The organism is Streptomyces tatrensis (genome assembly GCF_049310065.1).
Classification (GTDB): Bacteria; Actinomycetota; Actinomycetes; order Streptomycetales; family Streptomycetaceae; genus Streptomyces.
In genome coordinates, this window is record NZ_JBMDLB010000011.1 from 1,993,820 (window position 1) to 2,012,615 (window position 18,796).

17 protein-coding genes and 2 tRNA genes are annotated in these 18,796 nt (G+C 73.0%); 8 read left to right on the forward strand and 11 right to left on the reverse strand.

Translation table 11 applies throughout. The annotated features are described in order from the left end of the window. Positions 1-248: 248 nt before the first annotated feature. A complete protein-coding gene (locus ACODT5_RS24725) occupies positions 249-2,462 on the forward strand; it encodes an elongation factor G-like protein EF-G2 (RefSeq protein WP_422521463.1) in 2,214 nt (737 codons plus the stop codon). Positions 2,463-2,749: 287 nt separating this feature from the next. Next, the gene (locus ACODT5_RS24730) at positions 2,750-4,420 is read left to right on the forward strand and encodes a hypothetical protein (RefSeq protein WP_422521464.1); all 1,671 of its coding nucleotides are present in this window, start codon (positions 2,750-2,752) and stop codon (positions 4,418-4,420) included. A gap of 179 nt (positions 4,421-4,599) precedes the next feature. Here ACODT5_RS24730 and ACODT5_RS24735 read toward each other — a convergent pair whose 3' ends face one another. Further along, positions 4,600-5,160, reverse strand: a complete 561-nt coding sequence (locus ACODT5_RS24735; protein WP_389688475.1) for an HIT family protein — start codon at positions 5,158-5,160, stop codon at positions 4,600-4,602. Between the two features lie 67 nt (positions 5,161-5,227). On the opposite strand from ACODT5_RS24735, the gene ACODT5_RS24740 reads away from it, so the two are divergent. Continuing rightward, positions 5,228-5,893, forward strand: a complete 666-nt coding sequence (locus ACODT5_RS24740; RefSeq protein ID WP_422521465.1) for a potassium channel family protein — start codon at positions 5,228-5,230, stop codon at positions 5,891-5,893. A 49-nt stretch (positions 5,894-5,942) separates the two neighbouring features. Here the strand turns inward: ACODT5_RS24740 and thrS are convergent, their stop codons facing one another. From thrS to ACODT5_RS24755, 3 genes are all read right to left on the reverse strand, one after another. Then, positions 5,943-7,919, reverse strand: coding sequence for a threonine--tRNA ligase (gene thrS / locus ACODT5_RS24745; RefSeq protein ID WP_422521466.1), 1,977 nt, complete (start codon positions 7,917-7,919; stop codon positions 5,943-5,945). Positions 7,920-8,274: 355 nt separating this feature from the next. Then, positions 8,275-9,495 carry a hypothetical protein gene (locus ACODT5_RS24750; RefSeq protein WP_422521467.1) on the reverse strand — a complete coding sequence of 407 codons (1,221 nt, stop codon included), beginning with the start codon at positions 9,493-9,495 and terminating at the stop codon, positions 8,275-8,277. Beyond that, positions 9,495-10,085, reverse strand: coding sequence for a DUF4365 domain-containing protein (locus tag ACODT5_RS24755; RefSeq protein WP_422521468.1), 591 nt, complete (start codon positions 10,083-10,085; stop codon positions 9,495-9,497). The genes ACODT5_RS24750 and ACODT5_RS24755 overlap by 1 nt, the downstream gene beginning before the upstream one ends. 256 nt (positions 10,086-10,341) lie before the next feature. Here ACODT5_RS24755 and ACODT5_RS24760 point away from each other — a divergent pair, with 256 nt between their 5' ends. Continuing rightward, complete coding sequence (locus tag ACODT5_RS24760; protein WP_422521469.1) at positions 10,342-11,067, forward strand: 3'-5' exonuclease; 726 nt, start codon at positions 10,342-10,344, stop codon at positions 11,065-11,067. Positions 11,068-11,148: 81 nt separating this feature from the next. Here the strand turns inward: ACODT5_RS24760 and ACODT5_RS24765 are convergent. Both ACODT5_RS24765 and ACODT5_RS24770 read right to left on the reverse strand, forming a co-directional pair. Further along, positions 11,149-11,220, reverse strand: a tRNA-Val gene (locus tag ACODT5_RS24765). 38 nt (positions 11,221-11,258) lie between these two features. After that, positions 11,259-11,783 carry an SRPBCC family protein gene (locus ACODT5_RS24770; protein ID WP_422521470.1) on the reverse strand — a complete coding sequence of 175 codons (525 nt, stop codon included), beginning with the start codon at positions 11,781-11,783 and terminating at the stop codon, positions 11,259-11,261. A gap of 114 nt (positions 11,784-11,897) precedes the next feature. Between ACODT5_RS24770 and ACODT5_RS24775 the strand changes: the two genes are divergently transcribed. Next, positions 11,898-14,396 carry an SCO7613 C-terminal domain-containing membrane protein gene (locus ACODT5_RS24775; RefSeq protein ID WP_422521471.1) on the forward strand — a complete coding sequence of 833 codons (2,499 nt, stop codon included), beginning with the start codon at positions 11,898-11,900 and terminating at the stop codon, positions 14,394-14,396. An 83-nt stretch (positions 14,397-14,479) separates the two neighbouring features. Here ACODT5_RS24775 and ACODT5_RS24780 read toward each other — a convergent pair. Further along, a tRNA-Val gene (locus ACODT5_RS24780) sits at positions 14,480-14,551 on the reverse strand. A gap of 58 nt (positions 14,552-14,609) precedes the next feature. After that, the gene (locus ACODT5_RS24785; protein WP_422521472.1) at positions 14,610-15,068 is read right to left on the reverse strand and encodes a TIGR02611 family protein; all 459 of its coding nucleotides are present in this window, start codon (positions 15,066-15,068) and stop codon (positions 14,610-14,612) included. Between the two features lie 177 nt (positions 15,069-15,245). Here ACODT5_RS24785 and ACODT5_RS24790 point away from each other — a divergent pair, with 177 nt between their 5' ends. After that, a complete protein-coding gene (locus ACODT5_RS24790) occupies positions 15,246-15,659 on the forward strand; it encodes an SsgA family sporulation/cell division regulator (RefSeq protein ID WP_030011909.1) in 414 nt (137 codons plus the stop codon). Positions 15,660-15,890: 231 nt separating this feature from the next. Further along, complete coding sequence (locus ACODT5_RS24795; protein WP_422521473.1) at positions 15,891-16,517, forward strand: CGNR zinc finger domain-containing protein; 627 nt, start codon at positions 15,891-15,893, stop codon at positions 16,515-16,517. On the opposite strand, the gene ACODT5_RS24800 is transcribed toward ACODT5_RS24795, so the two are convergent. Together ACODT5_RS24800 and ACODT5_RS24805 are read right to left on the reverse strand one after the other, a co-directional pair. Continuing rightward, positions 16,458-16,631, reverse strand: coding sequence for a hypothetical protein (locus ACODT5_RS24800; protein WP_422521474.1), 174 nt, complete (start codon positions 16,629-16,631; stop codon positions 16,458-16,460). The genes ACODT5_RS24795 and ACODT5_RS24800 overlap by 60 nt on opposite strands. Before the next feature lie 142 nt (positions 16,632-16,773). Next, a complete protein-coding gene (locus tag ACODT5_RS24805) occupies positions 16,774-17,232 on the reverse strand; it encodes a hypothetical protein (protein ID WP_422521475.1) in 459 nt (152 codons plus the stop codon). A 200-nt stretch (positions 17,233-17,432) separates the two neighbouring features. Between ACODT5_RS24805 and ACODT5_RS24810 the strand changes: the two genes are divergently transcribed. Next, positions 17,433-17,933, forward strand: coding sequence for a DsbA family protein (locus tag ACODT5_RS24810; protein WP_422521476.1), 501 nt, complete (start codon positions 17,433-17,435; stop codon positions 17,931-17,933). A gap of 12 nt (positions 17,934-17,945) precedes the next feature. Here ACODT5_RS24810 and ACODT5_RS24815 read toward each other — a convergent pair whose 3' ends face one another. Beyond that, the gene (locus ACODT5_RS24815) at positions 17,946-18,770 is read right to left on the reverse strand and encodes a GNAT family N-acetyltransferase (protein ID WP_422521477.1); all 825 of its coding nucleotides are present in this window, start codon (positions 18,768-18,770) and stop codon (positions 17,946-17,948) included. Positions 18,771-18,796: the final 26 nt, after the last annotated feature.

Consider the following 18,796-nt stretch of genomic DNA (forward strand, 5'->3'; position numbering starts at 1 on the left):
GCGCACCCACCGGTTCACACGACGCGGGCCGTTCTCGGGCCGTTCTCGGGCCGTTCGCCACGTTCCGGACGCCCGTCCAGCGGCTCCCGCCGCCTCCCTCCGGGTCCCCGCCGTGCCCCTCCGCGCCCCTGCGGTTCCCGCGGTTCCGGTACGACGTATGGACGGGGTGTGACGGCAGTGCAAAGCTCGAAGGAGGCCTTGGAGGCCTTTTTCCCCTTCATCCCCTCCAATCGGGAGGCACGAGCATCGTGGGAGCCGCATCACACCAATCCGGAGCCGCCGGAAGGGCACCGACGGCCGACCGCCCGGCGTCCGTACGCAACGTCGTGCTGGTCGGCCACAGCGGATCCGGCAAGACCACCCTGGTCGAAGCCCTGGCCCTGACCGCCGGCGCCGTGAACCGGGCCGGGCGCGTCGAGGACGGCGCCACCGTCTCCGACTACGACGAGATCGAGCACCGCCGTCAGCGCTCCATCCAGCTCTCCCTGGTCCCCGTGGAGTGGGCCGGGATCAAGATCAACATCTTGGACACCCCCGGTTACGCCGACTTCGTCGGAGAGCTCCGGGCCGGACTGCGCGCCGCCGACGCGGCCCTCTTCGTGATCTCGGCGGCCGAGGACGGCGACGGGCTCTCCGGAGCCACCCGGATGGTCTGGGACGAATGCGCCGCCGTCGGCATGCCGCGCGCCATCGTCGTGACCCACCTGGAAGCCGCCCGCGCCGACTACACGCAGATGACCACGGTGTGCGGCGACGCCTTCGGAGCGGACGACCCCGATGCCGTGCGCCCGCTCTACCTGCCCCTGCACGGCCCCGCCGCCCCCGACGGCCACGCCCCGGTGACCGGACTGCTCGGGCTGCTCTCCCAGCGCGTCTACGACTACACCTCCGGCGACCGCGTCGAACGCGACCCGGACCCCGGCGAGCTCGCCCTGATCACCGACGCCCGCGCCCGGCTGATCGAGGGGATCATCGCCGAGAGCGAGGACGAGACCCTCATGGACCGCTACCTCGGCGGCGAGGACATCGACCTCAAGACCCTGGTCGACGATCTGGAGCGCGCCGTGGCCCGCGGCACCTTCCACCCCGTCCTGATGGCCGCACCCGCCGCCGACGGCGCCCGCAAGGGCCTGGGCACCGTAGAGCTCCTCGAACTGATCACCGGGGGCTTCCCCACCCCGCTGGAGCGCGCGCCCGTGGGGGTCACCACGCCCGACGGCACGCCCCGCCCCGCGGTCACCTGCGATCCGGACGGGCCGCTCGTCGCCGAGGTGGTGAAGACCTCCTCCGACCCCTACGTCGGCCGCGTCTCGCTCGTCCGCGTCTTCTCCGGCACCCTGCGCCCCGACGAGACGGTGCACGTCAGCGGCCACGGACTGACCGACCGCGGACACGAGGACCACGACGTGGACGAGCGGATCGGCGCCCTGACCTCCCCCTTCGGAAAACAGCAGCGCACCCTTTCCCACTGCATCGCCGGCGATCTGGCCTGCGTGGCCAAACTCACCCGCGCCGAGACCGGCGACACCCTCTCCGCCAAGGACCGGCCCCTCCTGATGGAGGCCTGGTCCATGCCCGACCCGCTGCTCCCCCTCGCCATCGAGGCCCACAGCAAGGCCGACGAGGACAAGCTCTCCCAGGGCCTGGCCCGGCTGGTCGCCGAGGACCCGACCATGCGGCTCGAACAGAACCCGCACACCCGCCAGCTCGTCCTGTGGTGCCTCGGCGAAGCCCATCAGGACCTCGCCCTCGAACGGCTGCGCACCCGGTACGGGGTCCAGGTCGACCCGGTCCCGCACAAGGTCAGCCTCCGCGAGACCTTCGGCTCCAAGGCCGGCGGCCGCGGACGGCACGTCAAACAGTCCGGCGGGCACGGCCAGTTCGCCATCTGCGAGATCGAGGTGGAGCCGCTGCCGCCGGGCACCGGCATCGAGTTCGTCGACAAGGTCGTCGGCGGGGCCGTGCCGCGCCAGTTCATCCCGTCCGTGGAGAAGGGCGTCCGCGCCCAGGCCGCCCGGGGCCTCGCGGCGGGCTACCCGCTGGTCGACGTACGCATCACCCTGCTCGACGGCAAGGCCCACTCGGTGGACTCCTCCGACGCCGCCTTCCAGACCGCGGGCGCCCTCGCCCTGCGCGAGGCCGCCGCCGGGGCCCCGGTCCGGCTCCTCGAACCGGTCGCCGAGCTCGCCGTGCTCGTTCCCGACGAGTACGTCGGCCCCGTCATGAGCGACCTCGCCGGCCGCCGGGGCCGCGTCGTCGGCACGGACGCCGCGGGCGCCGGCCGCACCCGGGTGCTCGCCGAGATCCCCGAGATCGAGATCGGCCGGTACGCCGTCGAGCTGCGCTCCGTATCGCACGGCACGGGGCAGTTCAGCCGTACGTACGCGCGCCACGAGCCGATGCCGCCACAGATAGCGGACAAGCTGCGCGAACAGTCAGAGAAGGGAAGCCAACTGACATAGCGTCATCCTGACCGCCCACCCAACCCGCTTGCGGTGGGCGGTATTTGGCTGTCCCATGACCACGGGGAGGAATCGGCCGATAGGCTCGTCCGCGCGTGAGTCGGGCAGGCCGAAGGGGTAGACCAAGCGGGTGGGCCCGGCGGGTGGGCCCAGCAAGTGGGCACAGCAGTCGGCACGGCGCGCAGGGCGGGAACGCCGCACCGGGGAACACCACCCGGAGCGGGCGGCATCGCGGGCAGGCCCGCACACGAGGCACACGAGTACGACGCACAGCGATGGGGGCAGCGGTGGCGGACGACGGATTCGACTTCAGGCCCGGGGCACAGATCCCACTCCAGGGCGGCGGCGGCCAGACCGCCGCGACCAACGCCCTCGCTTCCGCCGCCTACCGGGACGGCGGACGCGACACCAAGCTGGAAGAGATACTCAAGGCCAACAACGAGTACCACGAGTCCGTCGTCAAACCGGCCAAGGTCTCCCTGCTCGCGCCCAATCTCGGCGAGGCCTTCTGCCGCGCCGTCGAGGCCCGCACCATCCCGCCCACCCGCAAGCCCCTCATCCAGTCCTTCGGCGCCGACCCGCAGACCGTCGTCGAGCACTGCCTGGCCGCCTCCCGCATCCGCAAGGAGCGCGACCGCAAGCTCCGCCTGATCATGCTCGTCTGCGGGGTCGTGTTCCTCCCCGGCCTGCTGCTGTGGCTCGGCCTGTTCTGGGCCCGCAAGGCCCTGGCGGGCTCCAAGGCCAAACGGGCCTCCTGGATGGGCACGGCGCTCCTCGTCGGCGTGGGCCTGGTGGTCGCCGTGCTCATGTTCCGGCTCCCGGTGACCGGCTTCCTGGGCCTCTACGTCCGCGCCATGGTCATCGCCCCGGTCGTCGGCTGGTTCCTCGCCCGCCGGCTCTGCGAGGCCACCGCGGAAGACCTGCGCTCCCGCTGGGACGGGCTCCTCGCGGGCGGCGGCGGGGTGGCCGCCAAGATCCCGGAGGCCGTCCCCGGCAACCCCGACGAGAAGGCCCGCGAGGACCTGCGCCACTCCCTGGCCAAGCTCACCGCCGAGGACCGCAGCAATGCCGTCTTCTACGCCGGCCCCAAGGGCATCCTCGGCATGGGCACCCGCTGGGGCAGCTGGCAGATGGCCGAGGAGCTCGCCCCCAAGAACGAGGGCCACGAGATCCACCCGTTCCGCAGCTGGGACGTCATCCGCGCGATCGACACCCAGCTGCGCAAGCTGGAGCGCGGCCCCCTGCACACCGGCGGTCTCCCGCCCGCCTCCATCAAGCACTGGATCGTCAGCCCGGTCGGCGAGGGCGCCAAGGAAGTGACCCTCCCCAGCGGAGCGGACGTGGACACCTTCCTGGTCAAGCCGCACGAGATCACCCGGATCTGCAACGAGCAGCAGTTCAGCGCCGGCAACCGGCACTACCTCGGCATCCAGTACCCGCTCTGGGACGGCCAGCTCGTGATCACCATGCTGGTCACGGTCACCGTGCTCTACAAGACCCTGCGCGTGGAGGTCACCGGACACGCGCTCGGCCCGGTGCACGGCCTGTTCACCACCAAATCGGCGGCGCCCGTGGACGAGGTCGCCAAATCCGTGCGCTTCTGGGAAACCGTGGAGCTCAAGCGGCCCGTGGTCGACACGAGCGAGGTCGTACGCCTCGCCGTGCGCGCGCCGCTCACCTGGTACCCGCCGCTCCTGGACTTCCTGGGCGGCAAGCTCGTCCTCCCGGAGCCCTTCGGCGTCCGCCACGTCTGGGCCGGCCAGCCGTGGCGCCACCGCTTCATGGCGGACGACGCGATGCGCGCCGCGACCCCGGTCCTGCGGGCGGTGCACACCGCCGCGATGCGGGTCCTGGAGGAGAACGGGGTCGACACCGAACGCTTCACCAACCGCTCGATGATCGTCAGCGGTCTGGTCCAGGACGCCGCACCGCGCAAGGCGGACGTCTACGACGCGTGAGCCCCGGCCCACCGGCCGGGCCCCATCGGGTGGGGCCCGGCCGGTGGTCTCAGCCGGTGGGCCCGGCCGGTGGTCTCAGCCCGTGGGCCCGGCCGGTCGTCTCAGCCCGTGGGCCCGGCCGGTCGTCTCAGCCCGTGGGCCAGGCCGGTCGTCTCAGCCCGTGGGCCAGGCCGGTCGTCTCAGCCCGTGGGCCAGGAGTCGGCCAGCATCTGCCGCGTGTCCGCGAGGAGTTGGGGCAGCACCTTGGTGTGGCCCACGACCGGCATGAAGTTCGTGTCCCCGCCCCAGCGGGGCACGATGTGCTGGTGCAGGTGCGCGGCGATGCCCGCTCCGGCGGCCTGGCCCTGGTTCATGCCGATGTTGAACCCGTGCGCACCGGAGGCCTTGCGCAGCGCGACCATCGCCCGCTTCGTCAGGTCGGCGAGTTCGAGGGTCTCGGCGGCGTCCAGGTCCGTGTAGTCGGCGACGTGCCGGTACGGCACGACCATCAGGTGGCCGCCGTTGTACGGGTAGAGGTTCAGCACGGCGTAGACGTGCTTGCCCCGGGCCACGACCAGGCCGTCCTGGTCCGACATCTCCGGAATCCCGCAGAAGGGACAGCCGTCCCCGGCCTCCGGCCCGGTCGGCTTGTTCTCCCCCTGGATGTAGGCCATCCGGTGGGGCGTCCACAGACGCTGGAACGCGTCCTGCGTGCCCACACCGATCTGCTGCTCCGGCTCAATCGTCATGGGATGCAGCATATGACCTTGCCCCCGAGCGGCGTGTCGCCGGGGCGAACACCGGTGTGCGGGACGCGATGCTGGGCCCATGAACGATGCACCCGAGACCGGTGACCAGGCCTGGGAACGCCGGACCGAGCTGCCGCTGTTCTACGCCTCCCTGCTCTTCCTGGCCGCCTACGCGGTCTCCGTCCTGGCCTACCGAGCCCACCCGCTCTGGCGGGACATCGGTCTCGGCGTGGTCGCGCTGACCTGGATCTGCTTCATCGTGGACTACCTGGCCCGGCTGATCCTGAGCGGCATGCGGCCGCTGCGCTTCGTCCGCGTGCACTGGCTGGACACCCTGATCGTGCTGCTGCCGATGCTGCGGCCGCTGCGCATGGTCAAGGTCCACAACGCGATCCAGGCCCGGCGGAGCCGCCCGCGCCAGGGGCTCCACGCGCGGGTGATGTCGTACGCCGGCCTTTCGGCCGGGCTGCTCGGGTTCGCGGGCGCGCTCGCGGTCTACCACTTCGAGCGCCGGGCCCCGGAGGCCACGATCCACACCTTCGGGGACGCGGTGTGGTGGGTGGCCGAGACGCTGACCACGGTGGGCTACGGGGACATGGCCCCGGTCACCCCGATGGGCCGGATCATCGCGGCGTTCCTGATGGCGGGCGGCCTGGCGCTGCTGGGCGCGGTGACGGGCTCGTTCTCCTCCTGGATGCTCCAGGTGTTCCGCCGCCAGGACGAGGAGGAGCCCCCGGGGACCTGAGGTCCCCGGGGGCTCCGGGCCGTCGCGGCGGCCACCGCCGCCACAAGCGTCACACCTGGACGCGGCGCTCCACGACGTCGACGAGCTTCGCCAGCGCCTGGTCGCGCGGGACGCCGTTCTCCTGCGAACCGTCGCGGTAGCGGAAGGAGACGGTGCCCGCGGCCATGTCCTCGTCACCGACGATGATCATGAAGGGGACCTTCAGCTTCTGCTGGTTGCGGATCTTCTTCTGCATGCGGTCGGAGGAGGCGTCCACCTCGACGCGCAGGCCCTTCTTCTTCGCCTCGGCGGCGAACTCCTGCAGGTACTCGACGTGCGAGTCGCCGATCGGGATGCCGACCGCCTGGACCGGGGCGAGCCACGGCGGCATGACGCCCGCGTAGTGCTCCAGCAGGACGGCGAAGAACCGCTCGATGGAACCGAACAGCGCACGGTGGATCATGACCGGCCGCTGCTTGGTGCCGTCGGGGCCGGTGTACTCCAGGTTGAAGCGCTCCGGCAGGTTGAAGTCGAGCTGCACGGTCGACATCTGCCAGGTGCGGCCGATCGCGTCACGGCACTGGACCGAGATCTTCGGGCCGTAGAACGCGGCGCCGCCCGGGTCCGGGACCAGGGGCAGGCCCTGCTTCTCGGCGACCTGCTGGAGGGTGGCGGTGGCCTCCTCCCAGATCTCGTCCGAGCCGACGAACTTCTCCGGGTCCTTGGTCGACAGCTCCAGGTAGAAGTCGGTCAGACCGTAGTCGCGGAGCAGGTTCAGCACGAAGGTCAGCGTGCGGTCGAGCTCCTCCGCCATCTGCTCCTTGGTGCAGTAGATGTGCGCGTCGTCCTGGGTGAAACCGCGCGAGCGGGTCAGGCCGTGCACGACGCCGGACTTCTCGTACCGGTACACGGTGCCGAACTCGAAGAGGCGCAGCGGCAGTTCGCGGTAGGAGCGGCCGCGCGCGTCGAAGATCAGGTTGTGCATCGGGCAGTTCATGGGCTTGAGGTAGTAGTCGGTACCACCGTCGAGCTGCATGGGGGGGTACATGCCCTCCGCGTACCAGTCCAGGTGGCCGCTCTTCTCGAAGAGGGTGCCCTTGGTGGCGTGCGGGGTGTAGACGAACTCGTAGCCCTCTTCCTCGTGCCGCTTGCGCGAGTAGTCCTCCATGGTGCGGCGGATGACGCCGCCACGGGGGTGGAAGACGGCCAGGCCGGAGCCGATCTCGTCCTGTACGGAGAACAGGTCGAGCTCGGTGCCGAGCTTGCGGTGGTCGCGCTTCTCGGCCTCCACGAGGAAGTCGAGGTGGGCCTTCAGCTCCTCCTTCGACGGCCACGCGGTGCCGTAGATGCGCTGGAGCATCGGGTTCTTCTCGCTGCCGCGCCAGTAGGCGGCGGCGTTGCGCATCAGCTTGAACGCCGGGATGTTGCGGGTGGTCGGCAGGTGGGGGCCCCGGCAGAGGTCCTTCCAGCACAGGTCGCCGGTCTTGGCGTCGAAGTTGTCGTAGATGGTCAGCTCGCCGCCGCCCACCTCGACGTTCGCGCCGTCGTCGGTCGAGGCCGAACCCTTGATGCCGATGAGCTCCAGCTTGTAGGGCTCGTTCGCCAGCTCCTCGCGGGCCGCCTCGTCGGTGACGACGCGGCGGGCGAAGCGCTGGCCGCGCTTCTGGATCTCCTGCATCTTCTTCTCGATGGCCTTGAGGTCATCGGGGGTGAAGGGCTTCGCGACGTCGAAGTCGTAGTAGAAGCCGTCCCGGACCGGCGGGCCGATGCCCAGCTTGGCCTCGGGGAACAGCTCCTGCACGGCCTGCGCCATGACGTGCGCGGTGGAGTGGCGCAGGATGTCGAGGCCGTCCGGGGAGGAGATCTCCACGGGCTCGACGGTCTCGCCGTCCTTCACCTCGTACGCGAGGTCCTTCAGCTCACCTGCGATGCGCGCGGCGACGATGGTGCGCTCGCCGGCGAAGAGCTCTGCCGCCGTAGTGCCCGTGGCCACCACGCGCTCGTCCCGCTCGGAATCGCGTTGGATGATCACACGGACGTCTGACACCGGTCTGCTCCTGACTCAGGGGGTGCGCGAGCGGATCACTGCGCGTCTGAATCGTACCGAGCGGATGGGCTGCGCCGCTAAACGGTTAGGGCGTCGCCCGACACGGAGCACGCAACGGCGACCCTGCGGGGCTGTCCCCTACCCGCCCTTCGCCCGTTCCCCGGGCTGCGCCCGGACCCCCTGGGGCTCCGCCCCAGACCCCGCGCCTCAAACGCCGGCGAGGCTGAGTTTTGCCGCGCAGCGGCAAAACCAGCCCGTCCGGCGTTTGAGGACCGGGTCCGGGCAGCGCCCGGGGAACGGGCGAAGGGAGGGTAGGGGACAGCCCCGCAGGGCAGCCGGGGCGCGCACCGACGCGTCAGTCGTCCGACGGCAGGACGTCCCCCGCATCGAGGGACTCGTCCAGGGACTTCATCAGCCGGTCCCGCTCGACCTCGTCCAGCGGTACCGGACGGACATCCGCGGCATCCGTCAGGCGGCGGAAGCCGCCCCGGCGCTGCAGGCGGCCGCTGACCCGGATCGGCAGTCCGACCAGGTGCGCGTGGCCCGCCACCCGGTACGACTCCTCGTCGAGCGCCACCCGGACGTACGGGATCTCCGCCCCGGCGAGGACCCGCAGCCGGACCGTGCCCCCGCCCCCGGGGGCCGAGCGGCGCATCCGGACCACCGCTCCCGCCACCCGGACCGGCACCGCCGGCTCGTCCCGCGTGTAGCGCGCGGCCGCCTCCCGGAGCACCGGGAGGTCGCCGGGCGAGAACTCCACCGGCTCCGGCCGGGCGGCGCACCCCGCCGGAACCCCGGCCGCCGGGGCCCACGCGAGGGCCACCCGGGCCCCTTCCGAGCCGTGGACCAGCGAGATGAGCGCCTCGGCGAGTTCCCGGCTGACCCCGGCCTCGACCGCCGCGTCGAAGGCTTCCATGCCGCCGGTGGCCCGCCGGTAGTCCACCGCCTCGCGGGCGGCGTGCAGCGCGTGGTGCAACCGGGTCACGGTGCCGCGGCCCCCGTCGACGGGGACGTACGCGGTCAGCCGCCGGCCGCCCGGAGCCGGCCCGACCAGGACCCCCTCCAGCGCCCGCTCCGCCTGGCCCCGGTGCCGGGCTCCGTAGTACCCGGCCCGCGCCCGGTCGGCCAGGGCTCCGGCGAGGAGCAGCTGGCGGGCGGCCGAGCGGAGCTGTTCCTGGACCGTCCAGTCGGCCTCGCCCTGGAGCCCGTACGCCCCGCGCGGGATCTCGCGGTCCCAGCGGATCTCGTCGCTCGGCACGCTGAGCCCGTACAGCACCTCGCGCGCCGACGGCAGCGCGCTGCGCGAGAGCGCGGTGAGCGCCTCTTCGAGCAGGTCGGCGCAGTCGGGGAAGGCCCGGCTCTCGGGGACGAGGAGGCTGGTGCCGCCGCTGCCCGTGGTGTGCGGGGCGGGCGGCGTCCAGCGCCCGTACCGTCCGGCTGCACCGCCGCGGCGCAGCCAGCCGTGCCGGTGCAGCAGCGCGCCGAGCACGAGCGGATCGATCTGCGCGGGATCGGGGGCGCCCGCGGCGAACTCCTGTGGGGAGAGCGGCTCCAGGTGCGGTGACTGCCAGTTCATCAAGGTGTCCCTCCCGACCCGACCCGGGTCATGATCTCGCAGAGCGCCCGGTCGTCGAAGATCCGCGTGGTCGGGATCCGTACGGTGGTCCGGCGCCGGCCGGTCACGGGGTGTCCGGCGAGATTGGTCCAGTAGCAGCAGTGCCGCAGGTCGAGCCGGTCGTGGCCGGCGCTCAGCCATTGGTCGCGTTCCCGCGGGACGAGCATCACGACGAGGATCTTGTGCACGGCGACCGGGCTGCGGGCCAGCTTCACCAGGTGCTCGTTGTCGAGGGTGAAGCCGAAGGTGGGCCCGGCCGGCCGGGCCGGTATCTGGTAGGTCGCCTTGAGCTGGACCTTGATGGTCACCTCGTCGTCGATGACGTGCTCGGGGGCGCCGTGGCTGACGTGCCAGTCGATGCCGTTGTCGGGAAAGGGCTGGGACAGCGAGCAGCCCGCCGCGGCGACGACGGCGTGCAGGTATCCCACCTGAAGGGTCTCCATGCAGGCGGTGGTGGCGAGCGTGCCGCGCAGCGGTCGGTCCCGCGGGTCGGTCCGCGGATCGATCTGCCCCGCGAGCACCCCGCCCGGTTCGGGCTGCGCGAGCGCCATGGCCGGCTCCCCATGCCTTCCGGGCTGTCCCGTTCGCACGCGGCCGTGACAGGCCGCGTCAGGTACGTGTCAGGGTGTCGGGGTTGACGACCGGTCATGTGTGCGGTCCCCCAGTTGAGTTGTCTCCGCAGTCGGCGGCCCGCAAACGGCGTACGGGGCAAAGAGCCCGGGTATCACCGTTTCGGGCAAGGGTGGCGGGGCCTGGGGCGCGGTGCCCGGGAGGGGCCATCTGCCGACGGGTGACGAGGAGTTCGCCATGACACGCTGGTACGAGGGCCCGCTGGCCGCATTCGACACGGAGACGACCGGGGTGGACGTGGAACAGGACCGGATCGTGTCCGCCGCGCTCATCGTGCAGGAGTGCGCGGGCGGCCGGATCCGCTCGACGCGCTGGCTGGTCAATCCCGGCATCCCGGTACCCCCGGGGGCCACGGAAGTGCACGGTCTGACCGATGAGCACCTCCAGCGCAACGGGCGGTGGCCCGCGCCGGTGGTGGAGGAGATAGCCCGCGCGCTCGGGGAGCAGCAGGTGGCGGGGAGGCCGGTGGTGGTGATGAACGCGCCGTTCGACCTGACGCTGCTGGACCGGGAGTTGCGCCGGCACCGGGCGTCCTCACTGTCCCGGTACCTGGACAACCGGCCGCTGACGGTGCTGGATCCGCGGGTGCTGGACAAGCATCTGGACCGCTACCGCAAGGGGCGCCGGACGCTGACGGATCTGTGCGCGCACTACGGGATAGAGCTGGAGGGGGCCCATGACGCGGGCGCGGACGCGCTGGCCTCCCTGGAGCTCGTACGGGCCGTGGGGCGCCGGTTCGCGGGCCGGCTGGAGCGGCTGTCGCCGGCGGAGCTGCACACGCTCCAGCAGGTGTGGCACGCGGCGCAGGCGCGGGGACTGCAGGCGTGGTTCGCCCGGCAGGGCACGCCCGAGTCGGTGGATCCGCACTGGCCGCTGCGGCCGGAACTGCCCGCGGCGGCGTGAGGGACCTGCGCGGAGGGACCCGCATGGGGCCCCGTACATGCGGAAGGCCGGTCCGTCATAAGACGGACCGGCCTGTCCCGGTGGGCGATACTGGGATCGAACCAGTGACCCCTTCGGTGTGAACGAAGTGCTCTCCCGCTGAGCTAATCGCCCGGGAACGGTGTGAACAATACAGAAGGCCCGGGGCTGGTTCAAACCGCTTCCGGCCCGCCCGCCAGATGTGCGGCGAGCCCGCGCCGCCCGGCCCGCATCATCAGGGTGTGGTTGAGCCGGAACACCGGCCGCCCGGGGAAGGCGAGCACCCGCATGAGGGGGCGGCGCACCTCGACCTCCTGCTCGTACAGGGCCCGTGTGCCGCCGGACCGCGGTCGTACGGTCCAGCGCGCCCAGCCCTCCAGGTCGCCGAGCAGGGCGACCTCCAGGATTCCGCGCACGGGGTCCCGCAGGAGTTCGGCCGCGCTCACGCGCAGGGTGTACGGGAGGGCGGAGCGGATGAGGGCGGTCCCGCTGCTCCCGCCTCCGGCGGGGGCGACGGCCCGGATCTGGGGCCACCACAGGGGGTAGGACTCGGGGCGTTCCAGCGCCGCGTAGACGCGGGCGGGCGCCGCGTCGAGGTCCCACACGCTGCGGAAGCGGTAACGGGTCCACCGGCCACCGGGGTTGGCGGGAGCGGCACGGCTGCTGCCCGGCGCGTCGCCGCGGCTGCTTCGGTCCATGTCTCCAGTCTTGCGCGCGGCGGCGCCGCACACCCGGTACTCAGCCGGAACTCACCCGGAGATGAGTACGCGCACCCATGTCCTGACGGGGTGACGGGCACCACACTCCGAACCATGGACAACCCCCTGCCGCCGGCCGAAGAGCTCGTGCTCATCGACCGCGAACTGATCCAACTCGACGCCCGGCGCCACTTCCTGCTCACGCGCCGCGCATGGCTGCTGGCCGCGCAGGCCCCCCACGCGTGGGGTTCGCAGGCCCGGCCGACCACGCCCGCGCAGGCCACGGAGGCCTCGGCCCCGAGTGCGCAGAACGTGCTGCTGGTCCTGGGCGCGGTGCTGCTGGCCGTCGCGGCGCTGGCGTTCACGCTGGTCAGCTGGGGCTCCCTCGGGATCGCCGGGCGCAGCGCGGTGCTCGCCGTGGTGACGGCGGCGGCGCTGGGCGCCCCGGTGGCGCTGCTGCGCCGGGGACTGCGCTCGACCGCCGAGGCGGTGGCCGCCGTCGGCCTGCTGCTGACGGTGCTGGACGCGTACGCGCTGTACGCCTCTCGCATGCCGGAGGTGGACGGCACGGCGTACGCGGCGGGCGCGACCGCGGTACTCGCCGCGGGCTGGGCCGCGTACGGCTGGATGCCGGCCGCGCGGGCGCTGCGGGCCCCCTTGCCCGCGGCGCTGCTGACGGCGCAGCTCCCCTTGCCGCTGGCGGCGCTGGCCGGCGGGGCGACGGCGCCGGAGCTGGGCTGGGCGCTGCTGGCGACGGCGGCCCTGGACGCGGGCCTCGCGCTGCTCCGTCCGGGGCGCTGGTCCTCCTGGGCGGGCGTGGCGGGCTCGGTGGTGGCCGGGGCGGCGCTGCTGACAGGTCTGGCGGATTCGGTGGCGGCGGAGTCGGCGGGCGCGGCCCTGGGCCCGTCGGCGCTGCTGGCGGCGGTCGCCGTGCTGGCGCTGGCGGTGGCGTGGCGCACCTCCCGGGCCGCGGTGGCGTTCGCGACGGCGGGCGCCCTCGCGCTGGTGGCCGCCCTGGGCGGTCTGGCGGCGCCGGAGCTGCGCCCGCCCTGGGCCGCGGTCGGGTACCTGGTGGTGGCCCTGGCCCTGCTGGGGGCGCTACGGGTCTCCGCGCTCCCGGAGCCGGTCCGGCGCGGCCTCGCCCTGGCCGGTGCGGGGGTGGCCCTCCTGGCGGCGGTCACCGCCGCGGCCTGGGCGGCGACGGTGCTGCTGGGCCGGCTGCGGGTGCTGGAGGAGGTCTGGTCGGTGACGACGCCGCCCGCGGCTCCCGCCGGGGCGGCCGGGGACGGCCCGGGGCTCGCTCCGCTGGTGGCGCTGCTGCTGACGGCCGGGGCCGCGTGGTGGCTGGTCCGGGTGCTCCCGGGGCGCCGTGAGCCGGGGGTGGCCGCGGTGGTCCTGGGCTGGGCGGCGCTGTTCACGGCGCCCGTGGTGCTGGAGCTCGCCCCGGGTGCTGTCTTCGCGGCCCAGGTCGCGGTGACGCTGGCGGCGGGACTGCTCGCGCTGCGGTCCACGGCGGTGGCGGTGGCCGGCGCCTCCGCGAAGGCCGCCACGGCGGCCGGCGGCAGCCCGGCGGGCTCCGGGTCCGCGCCCGCCGGCGAGGGCATCCCCGCGGGCTCCGGGTCCACGGCGGTCGCGGCGGGCGCCGTTCGCGGCCTCGCCGGGGTGGCCGCGGGTGCCTGCGCGCTGGCGGGGGCCCTGAGCGTGTCCGTGGCGGCCCTGGACGGGCGACTGGCCACCTTCGGGGTGCTGGGCCTGCTGGGGGCCGCCTGCGCGGCGGGGGCGGCCTACCGGCCCGCTCCGGCGTGGGCCCGCTCGGGGGCGGCGGCGCTCGCCGTCGGGTACGCGGCGCTGCTCGCGGTGGCCCTGGGCGCACTGCTGGAGCGGCCGGTGGCCTGGTGGGCGCTGCCCGTACTGCTGGTCCCGGCGGCGGTGGCCGCGCTCGGGCCGCGGCTGGGCCCCGTACGGGTCCCGGCGGAGGTGGCGGCGGCCGCTTCCGGCCTCCTCGCGGCGGCCCTGGCCACCGGGGACGCTCCGGTGCTCGCACTGGTCCTGGCGCTGGCCGGGGTGGTGTGCGCGGCGGCGGCGGTGCGGCCCGAGCGCCGGTCGGCGGCGGGCTGGCCGGCCGGGGCGCTGTTCCTGGCCGCGACCTGGGTACGGCTCGCGGCTTCGGAGGTGACGGTGCCCGAGGCGTACACCCTGCCGGTGACGGCGGCGGCGCTGGCCGTGGGGTTCCTGCGGCGGCGCCGTGACCCGCTGGCCGGGTCCTGGACGGCGTACGGCCCGGGTCTGGCGGCGACCCTGCTGCCGAGCACCCTCGCGGTGTGGGGCGATCCGCACTGGCTGCGGCCGCTGCTGCTGGGGACGGCCGCGCTCGGGGTGACCCTGGCCGGCGCCCGCGGCCGGCTCCGGGCGCCGCTGCTGCTGGGCGGGGCGACGCTGGCGGCGGTGGCCCTGCACGAGCTGACCCCGTACGTGGTCCAGGTGGTGGACGCGCTGCCGCGCTGGCTGCCGCCGGCCCTGGCGGGGGTGCTGCTGCTACTGGTGGGGGCCACCTACGAGAAGCGGCTGCGCGACGCCCGCCGGCTGCGGGATGCCATCGGCCGGCTGAGGTAGCCGGCGGGACGGGATCCGGGGCCGGACGGGTGAAAACGCCAGAGGCCCGGAGACTGTGAAAGTCTCCGGGCCTCTGGTCCGGGTGGGCGATACTGGGTTCGAACCAGTGACCCCTTCGGTGTGAACGAAGTGCTCTCCCACTGAGCTAATCGCCCGGACGCACCGCAAACATTACCGCATGTCAGCGGTGCTCTCCGCCATGGTCGGGCGGGCTCACTGGTCCTTGAGGTTCCAGGGCAGCACGAGCCCGTACTTCCACAGGTAGAAGCCGATCAGGACGCCCGCGATCGCGAGCCCGACGCTCGTCAGGATGATGTTGCGGCGGCGGACCTTCGGGTCCAAGGCCTTCTGCGTGGCTTCGCTGACCTTGCGCTTGGTCCAGCGCAGCGCGAAGTGGGCCCAGGCGAATTCGGTGGCCCAGATCGCCAGGCCCGCGAAGATCGCCACCCAGCCCGGGCCGGGCAGCACCAGCATCGCGACGCCGGCGCCGACGACGGCGAGGCCGACGACGAAGACGCCGACCTGCCAGCTCAGGTGCAGGCCCCGGCGGGCCTTGATGAAGCCCGGCGCCTTGGAGACGTGGAAGACCTTCGGCTCCCCTTCGGCAGCGGCGGACTCGTTGGCGGACTCGTTGGCGGACTCGTTGGTCTCGCGGTCACTCCCCGTGTTCATGGGGTCGAATCTACCGGAGGTCCCAGCACACGTGAATGGTCGTTTGGATCCGCCGTCCGAGGGACCCAGAGGTCCGCAAAACGGTCAGAGGGGTTTACAACGGCACCGTAGGTGGCATGTCGATTTCGCCGACGTGCGAATCCCCGAGCGCACACTGAGCGAAAGGCCCTGGCGCTTATGAACACCACGGTCAGCTGCGAGCTGCACCTGCGCCTCGTTGTGTCGAGCGAGTCCTCACTGCCTGTTCCCGCGGGCCTGCGGTATGACACGGCCGATCCCTACGCCGTGCACGCCACCTTCCACACCGGCGCCGAGGAGACGGTCGAATGGGTATTCGCCCGCGACCTCCTCGCCGAGGGCCTTCACCGGCCCACCGGTACCGGCGACGTCCGTGTCTGGCCGTCCCGCAGTCATGGTCAGGGGGTCGTCTGCATCGCCCTGAGCTCACCGGAGGGAGAAGCGCTGCTCGAAGCACCCGCCCGAGCACTGGAGTCGTTCCTCAAGCGGACGGACGCCGCGGTTCCACCAGGAACCGAACACCGGCACTTCGACCTCGACAAGGAGCTCTCCCACATCCTGGCCGAATCCTGAGCCAGGCCTACAGAGGGAACCCTCCCCCGGCTGAGTCCGGGGGCCGTACGACACCGTCCGACTCGGGGCGACGGTGCACGGCGGACAACCACATACGGAAGTGCCGGCGCTGTTCACGCGGGAGCCACCCGCGCGGACGGCGCCGGTGCGCTGTGCGGGCGACCCGCTAGAGTCGGCCAGCGGCGGCGGCAGCAGACCGTCATCGCAGGCCCGGCCCTTCAGGGAGACCCCGTGCAGATCCCCCACGACACCCGTCGCGCGCTCGACGTCGTCGTCGCGCTGGTGAACACCTCTGCCGAGACGGAGCAGCCCGACGCGCTGGCGGACGTGAACGCGCTGCGCGAGTTCGTCCACGAGTACGCGATCAGCGACGTCGGCGAGCTCAGCGCCCGCGACCTCGCCGGCGTGCGCGCCGTGCGCGGCAAATTCGCCCAGGTCTTCGCGGCACCGAACTCCCGCGTGGCCTCCGTACTGATCAACGAGCTGGTCGCGACGGCCGGCACCACCCCGCAGCTGACCAACCACGACGGCTACGACTGGCACGTGCACTACTTCGCCCCGGGCGCCTCGGTGGGCGACCACCTGGCGGCCGACGGCGGCATGGCGCTGGCCTTCATCGTGGTCTCGGGCGAGCAGGAGCGGCTGCGCCGCTGCGAGGCCCCGGACTGCCGGCGGGCCTTCGTCGACCTGTCCCGCAACCGCTCCCGCCGCTACTGCGACAGCCGTACCTGCGGGAACCGGCTGCACGTGGCGGCGTACCGGGCCCGGCGCAAATCGGAGCTGGGCGCGGAGGCGGGCTCAGAGCAGGAAGAGATCGTGCACGGCGGCGAGCAGCAGAAGGACGCCGATCACGCCTAGGAAGATCATCAGGGGCGGCTGGGAGAGCGCGAAGAGGCAGCCTCTCGGCTCCTCGGCGACGGGGACGGCGGCCGGCGCGGGAACGGCCGGCTCACCCGGTGATGTGTCGAGCATGTCGGGGCGATGATGGCGCAGCGGACCCGCGCGCGCCGCTCAACACGCCAGACGGAACGCGCGAGTTCACCGGATCCCGTCAGATCAGGTGGTTCCCGTACCAGATCACCCCGACGTCATCGCCGACGTCATCGCCCCGACGTCAAATGCCGTGCTTCTTGAGGATCGCCTCAATGTCGGAGAAGTCCTCGGCGGGGGCTGCGGCCGGCGTCGGCCGCTGGCGGGCGCCGTCACCGAGTGAGGGCGCGGAAGCGGCCGGGGCGACGGCCTCCTGCGCCGGGCGGCCCTTGGCGGCCTTCGGCCTCTTCTGCTTCCCCTGCTGCTCCTCGCCCTCCCCCGCGCCCCGTCCGCGCCGCTCTATCGCGCGGGTGGTCGTGAAGAGCAGCCAGGCCAGTCCCAGCACGGCGAACCCGGCCCAGACGGTCGGCTTGAAGACGATGCCGGTCGCCCAGGCCACGACGCCCGTCATCACCAGGCCGACGGGCACCAGCGAGTACGCCGCGATCCGCGTGGCCGCGAGGAATCGCTTGCGGTAGGCGGTCAGCGCGGCGATGCCCAGGCCCGCCGCGGACACCGCGGAGCAAATGGTCTCGGCGAGCATGCGGGGCCTCCAAGGGCGGATCGGTCGGTCGCACCCGGCCGGCGGGCCGGGCGTTCTGTCCCCATCCATCCTGCACCGGCGACCCTCGCCCTGGCCACGGCCGGAGCCCCCGGCGGGCGGATCTCCGGGACACCTCCGGGTCCCGTCTCCTCCCGAGGTCCCGGTCCGTGCCCGTCCCGGCGGACTGGGAGACTGTCCGTATGACCGATTCCGTGATCCTCGACGTCTGGTGCGAACTTCAGTGCCCGGACTGCCACAGCGCTCTGGACGACGTGCGCGCCCTGCGGGCCCGCTACGGCGACCGGCTGGACATCCGGCTGCGCCACTTCCCGCTGGAGAAGCACAAGCACGCCTTCGCCGCCGCGCAGGCCGCGGAGGAGGCCGCCGAGCAGGGCCTGGGCTGGCCGTACGTGGAGGCCGTACTGGCCCGGACCGCGGAGCTCGGCAAGGCCGGCGAGCCGGTACTGATCGAGATCGCGCGCGAACTGGGTCTGGACGCCGAGGAGTTCGACACCGCCCTGATCGACGGCCGGCACATCCTGATCGTGGACGCCGACCAGGCCGAGGGCAAGGCGATCGGCGTGACCGGCACCCCGACGTACGTGATCGGCGGAGAGCGCCTCGACGGCGGCAAGAGCCAGGACGGCCTGCGCGAGCGCATCGAGGAGATCGCCGACCGGCTGCTCGCAGAGACGGCCTAGAGGCAGGGCGGCCTAGATCAGGTCCTTGGCGTAGTTGACGTCGGTCGCCCGGTAGCCGAGGGACTCGTAGAGCCGCACGGCCGGGACGTTGTCGCTGAAGACGTGCAGCGCGAGCACCCGGTGGCCTGCTGCCAGGGCGGTGCGCTCCGCGAGGAGCATCAGGTCCCGGCCGTGGCCGCGGCCCCGGTGTTCCTCGGCGACCGCGACGTCGTAGACGTACGAGTCCCCGCGGTTCGGCGCGACCCACACGGTGCCGACGGGGACGCCGGCCGCCTCCAGTACGCAGATGCTGATGCCGGGGGTCGCCAGGCCCTGGGGCAGCATGGCCGCGTGGTCGTTCTCCGACTTCGTGTGCGCGGCGGCGGCCGACATGCCGCGGCTGATCCAGTTCTGCGCGTACTCCTCCCGTCCCGCCGCGAGCCAGGTCTCGAACTCGGCCTCCGTCATCGGGCGGCCCGCGACCCCCTCGGAGAGGGCGGGCGGCTCGGCCGGGAGTTCCTTGGCCATGTTGCGGCTGTACTCGGCGTACCCGAGGGCGGCGGCCAGGCGCAGCCCGCCGGCCGACCCGGCCGGGACCGACACGCGGACCCGCCGGCAGCCCCAGCCCCGCAGTACTTCCTCGGCGGCGAGCGCGGCGACCGTGGCGCGGCCGCGCCGGCGGTCGGGCTCCTCGACGGCGAGTTCGCGGATCTCGGCGACCGTCGGCCCGAAGGGGGTGTCGGCGGCGAGCAGCAGGGCGCCGACGCGCCTGCTGTTGACGCGGATCTCGTACGGGCGCGAGCGCGCCCCGCCGGTGCTCTGCTGAAGCGGCCCGCTCGGCCGCAGGGTGGTGGTCATCATTCGAGTTCTACCCGCCCTGCGGC